Below are 4855 nucleotides of genomic sequence, written 5' to 3'. Positions count from 1 at the left end.
ATCTAATGGAACCATCACCATAAGAAAAGGCTTATTGTTGGTCATCCAAAGTCGTGACTAACGATTTCAACAAAAGACCCAACCGAGGCAATTAATCCTCCTGTCGGGTCTTTGTTTTTTCAAGATTAATCCTTTAGAGAAGCTCATCCTCTTTTGTAACAATTTCTAAACCTTCTACATGCTTGCGATTCATCAGCTTGCGGGCTTTTCTATTCTCCTTTGATTCAAACACAATATCGAGATCATACTCCTCATTTTGACCCGGGTAAAGCTTCGTTTTGGCGATATACAGCTTTAACCGTTTATGATTGAACGTAAGCTTTTGCCCTTGAATTTGAACAATCACATTTCCTCGTTCATCTGCAGGCCGATATACTACACCCATTTTATTTAGAGGATAGATCCAAACAGCATCACCTTTCTCAAAAGGTTTTTTTGCTTCTTTCGGGTTCTGTGCTTTCGTTTCATCAACCTTTTTTAAATTTTTGTTAATAAAATCTGCAGCTGCTGAAGATGACGTTTTCTGAGCTTCCTTTTCATTTCTTGATTGCTCACTTGTGCGTGTTTCATGAGATGGATTTTCTTTCCGCACAAGCAAATGTTCTGCACGCTGCATCACCTCTTCTGGCAGACCAAAGCGCCTTGCTATCGCGAATGCATGACTCTCTCCTGCTTCCCCCATCTCTAAGCGATAAAGCGGCTTTAACGTTTCCGCATCAAATGCCATTTTCCCATTTTGACATCCAGGGGTTCGCGCAGCAAAAGCTTTAATTTCATTAAAATGAGTCGTTGCTCCCGCCAATGCTCCTTTTTTCAACAGTTGTTCTAATAGTGCGATAGAGAGCGCTATCCCTTCTGATGGATCGGTACCCGCCGCCAATTCATCAAGCAGAAGCAGTGCTCTAGGGCCAGCCGCTTGAAGCATATCCTTAAGAACGGTGATATGAGAAGAAAATGTACTCAGTGATTGCTCCAAACTTTGTCCATCTCCAACGTCGGCGATAACGTGCTGGAATACACCGATCTCGCTCCCCTTCTCAGCTGGAACCAGGAGGCCAGATTGAACCATCAATACGAATAATCCAATGGTTTTCAAGGTTACCGTTTTGCCACCTGTATTCGGTCCAGTAATAATTAACTGTTTCCATTTGTATCCGAGCTCCACATGCAGCGGTACGCTATGTTGTCCTAGCAGTGGATGGCGTGCACCGACGAGTCTAACGACTGGCTGATCGGATAACTCAATTTTTTTACCGTTATACGACCTAGAGAGCTTCGCTCTTGCCGTAATAAAGTCAAATGAAGCCATAGCTTCTACATTGCGAAACAGCTCAAAGGAGAACGACTCGGTATATTCAGACAATCGGGATAATATAACGGTACGCTCCCGCTCCTCATCCGCCTTCCACTGCTGCAGTTCCACCTGAAGCTCTGATGCGTCTAATGGCTCAACGAATAAGGTCTGACCACTTGCGGATTCATCCCATACTGTCCCTGGCACCTGCTTGCGATGCTCGCGCTTTACTGCAATGACAAACCGATCATGGCGCTTGCTGATGACCGGCTCTTGTAGAGCAGTACGATATTTATGAAGCGCATTCTCCATTTTTTTCTGGATTTTGTCCTCCGCCGCATAAATATGTCTGCGGATGTAGGCAAGATCAGAGCTCGCTTGATCGGTCAGCTGGCCGTAACGAATACAACGTTTTAGTTCGTCCCTAAGTACGGGACAATCGTACATAGATTCCGCATAAGCGGAAATCGTTGGCGCAATCTCACGTTTGCTGAACATGTACTTTTTCATTTGCACAACAGAGCTTAACCATACGGACAACTGCTCAAGTTCCTGCTCATTATAAATTCTACCTTTGCCGAGCAGTGACAGAAACGAATCAATGCCGTCCATTGCGGATAATGGAATGCTTGCTCCGCTTCCGAGAAGTTCAGCAGCCTCGTACGTTTCTTGCAGCCATGCTTCAACTTGCCGCTGCTTCGTGCTTGGTTCAAGCCTTTCAGCCAACAATCGTCCTGCGGGTGATATCGTGTAGCTCACTACGCCTGCTTTTACCTTATCAAATTCCAATCTTCGCCAAGATGCTTCATTCATCTGTGTGGCCTCCTCTATTTTGAGTAAAAAAAAAGACAGAAACAGAACGCGGGCGCGTTCCATTCCTGTCTTTGATCGACAAATGCTCCAATACCATTTCCACCGCTAACAAAATCGTTAACATGAAAATGGATATAAAAAAACCGCGCTGCGAGAGCACGGTGATTGGGCCGCTGTCGAATTGCTTCAGGCGGAAATCCTCATGTCCAGAACTCTTGGCGTCAGATCACGAAATAGAGCCTTGCATCTCAGTGAATTCACACTGGGAATCGTCGCAAGACCAACGTTCATCTGACTCTATCCAATTTATGAGTTATGGACACCAGCAAACATTAAAATTTCCCCTTTAAGCATATTGTTAAAAGTTAATCCAAAATAGGATTCTTATTAAATGTACATAAAAGACAAGCAGCTTGTCAAGCTAGACTTAATCTACTGTATATGGCTATAAAGAAATGGACATGCCCGTTCGTGCGAAATGAAGATGATCGGGCAGCTTATAATCTCTCCGAAGATCAATATCATGCGACATATGTGTGAGAAAAGTTTGTTTGGGCTTCCATTTCTGGATAAGCTCGATAGCTTCAACAACATCATAGACAGAACGAGTTTCATAAGCAAAAGGCTCTTCGTAAAAGCTTGTTCCTAGTACTAGCAAATCAAGATCAGCCAAATGTTGCTGCTGCTCATCCGTCAGGCCGATGGAATCAGAGCAATAAACCCATTTGCAGTTTGTTTCTGAATGTTCAAAGCGAAATGCGTAGGCATAGCCGTTTTTCCCGTGATTGACTCGCCAGCTGTACGCTCGCCATTTGCCGAGCATAATAGGAGTGTCAAATGAATGGAACTCAATCTGCCGATTTAGCCAAGGAAAACGATCTAATATTTCTTTAATGACTTCAGTGGGCGCGTAAGCTTGACCTCTTTTTTTCGTCCAGCGACAAGCGTCTGCCCACTCCACCAATCCACCGATATGGTCAAAATGAGCATGTGTAATGAGCAGTGTGTCGATCTCACGCAGTGAGGCCATCTCTAATTGTTTTGCGAAGTCCGACCCACAGTCAATCCATACCGTTCCAGCTTCTTGATCCTCCAGCTGCAGAGACGATCTATAACGGCGGTTTTCCTGTGTGTCCCGTGCTTCCTCACACACCTCGCATTCACAATAAATGCGAGGCACACTCATGGAATCTCCAGTTCCCCTAAAAATCAGCTTTGTCATAGCGGCAGCAGCTCAAACGACTCCGATGCACGGATTTGTTCCATCATTTGAAGCCATTGTTCCGGCTTGTTTGGCAATGCGGCATAATAGCCTTCTAAGAATGAGGCGATTAGAGCTGCATCAATCGTTGTTTGCTCTTCATTTTTCGGAAGGAAACATAAGTCCAGTTCAGCAACAGCTTGGCCTTCATGGTCCCAAGAAGGATGAACATAAGGAAAAGCGATTCGCTTATAGCCGATATGTGACAGCACTTCGCGACGCACAAACGGATTCATAGGTGAAACTCCGCCAAAAGCATGCTCACCTGCGCGATAAGGGTCATATACCTCAGCAAACATGCCAAGCGAGACAGTACCGGACTGATCAGCTAGCTTCTGCAAATCTTGTTCTCGATTGCGGAGTAGAAAACGACCGATGCCAATTGATGGTTTTCCGATGATYGTAAAATCAGTCATAGCAACGCGCAGCTCTGGATAATATCGATATTCCGTTGAACCTACGACTTCCCCCTCATGCAATGCAACATATACATGAATGGATGTGTCTTCAAGCGGCTCGCGCCAAAGTTCATAGGCAAGAACTTCCTCAGGCGGAAAAATCGTTTGAAGAAGCTTATGTAATGGTTCAAAATATTTGTCCTCAATGCTTGTGATTCGATGATAGGTTAGCATATATGTACATCTCCTTATTTAAATGGATTACGCCACTCCATGATTGCAGCGCAGTTACCCGATTGCTCATCATCCAAGTAATCATGAGCAACCCCAATCGGCATCCGTCCGCATCTAAGCAAAAAAGTAATGACAGGGTCTTTGTATTCTCCAGTTAGCACTTTTTCCAAATAAGCTTCTGGCGTCATCTCCTGTAATAGCGCGCCATAACCGGGCATGCGACCGCCCCCAAGCAATCTCATAAGTCCCAGCTGAACAACCGTTTCATACATCGATTGCATGAGCCATTTGCCAAGGCCTGATTTTCGGAACTCCGGTATGACACAAAGGTCTATAACATACAGAGTATCCCCGTTTATATTATGATTGCGAATATAACCACTGTCAGAAATCGTATCCCAATTATGAGCATGGCCATAATCATTCATATCGATAGTTACTCCGGTCATGGAGCCAATAATCATTCCATCAACCTCTGCGCATAAGGCACCTTCAGGGAATCGGTTCACATGTTCAGTTAATTGTTCTTTGTTCCACCAAAGCTCCTGTGGGTAAGGCGGAGGAAAGCTTAGCCGCTGAACTTCAATCAATCCATCAAAATCTGCTGGTTTATAATTGCGAATGACTGCTTTTTGCGGTTTTCCATCGATGAACAAATACAGCTCCTTACGCATCACTGCCTCCCCCTTTCTTCGCTAAACAAGATAAAAATCAAGTCCAATCGGTATACAAATCGGTGCGACGGTCACGCCACGTCGTAACAGAACCCTTCAGCCTGACTTCCTCAAGCAAAGATAAGTCAAGGTCAGCCACGACGAGCATATCATCATTGATGATGCCTTCGCTTAATATACC

The 4855-nt window shown here is 44.7% G+C and carries 4 protein-coding genes and 1 pseudogene; all 5 read right to left on the bottom strand.

Features of this window, described 5'->3' with window-relative positions; all coding sequences use genetic code 11:
• Window positions 1–133: 133 nt before the first annotated feature.
• On the bottom strand, window positions 134–2107 hold the full coding sequence (locus AC1DSE_RS30195; protein WP_477511822.1) for an endonuclease MutS2: 1974 nt from the start codon (window positions 2105–2107) through the stop codon (window positions 134–136).
• Between the two features lie 445 nt (window positions 2108–2552).
• Entirely contained in the window at window positions 2553–3329 is a 777-nt protein-coding gene (locus AC1DSE_RS30190) for an MBL fold metallo-hydrolase (RefSeq protein ID WP_477511821.1), read from the bottom strand.
• Window positions 3326–4000 carry a GNAT family N-acetyltransferase gene (locus AC1DSE_RS30185; RefSeq protein WP_477511820.1) on the bottom strand — a complete coding sequence of 225 codons (675 nt, stop codon included), beginning with the start codon at window positions 3998–4000 and terminating at the stop codon, window positions 3326–3328. Before AC1DSE_RS30185 ends, AC1DSE_RS30190 begins: the two co-directional genes overlap by 4 nt.
• 14 nt (window positions 4001–4014) lie before the next feature.
• Window positions 4015–4674: a GNAT family N-acetyltransferase gene (locus tag AC1DSE_RS30180; protein WP_477511819.1), complete on the bottom strand. Its 660-nt coding sequence runs from the start codon at window positions 4672–4674 to the stop codon at window positions 4015–4017.
• Between the two features lie 37 nt (window positions 4675–4711).
• Window positions 4712–4855 (bottom strand): annotated as a pseudogene (locus AC1DSE_RS30175) (carbon-nitrogen hydrolase family protein); the annotation flags it as partial.

Source organism: Paenibacillus sp. 01L418 (genome assembly GCF_056400045.1).
Note: the sequence above shows the minus strand (reverse complement) of the source record. Positions and strands in the feature narration are given on the sequence as shown.

Bases quoted from the DNA above. Each gene is read 5' to 3' on its own strand.
- AC1DSE_RS30195 (WP_477511822.1), bottom strand. From the start codon at position 2,107: ATGAATGAAGCATCTTGGCGAAGATTGGAATTTGATAAGGTAAAAGCA.
- AC1DSE_RS30190 (WP_477511821.1), bottom strand. From the start codon at position 3,329: ATGACAAAGCTGATTTTTAGGGGAACTGGAGATTCCATGAGTGTGCCT.
- AC1DSE_RS30180 (WP_477511819.1), bottom strand. From the start codon at position 4,674: ATGCGTAAGGAGCTGTATTTGTTCATCGATGGAAAACCGCAAAAAGCA.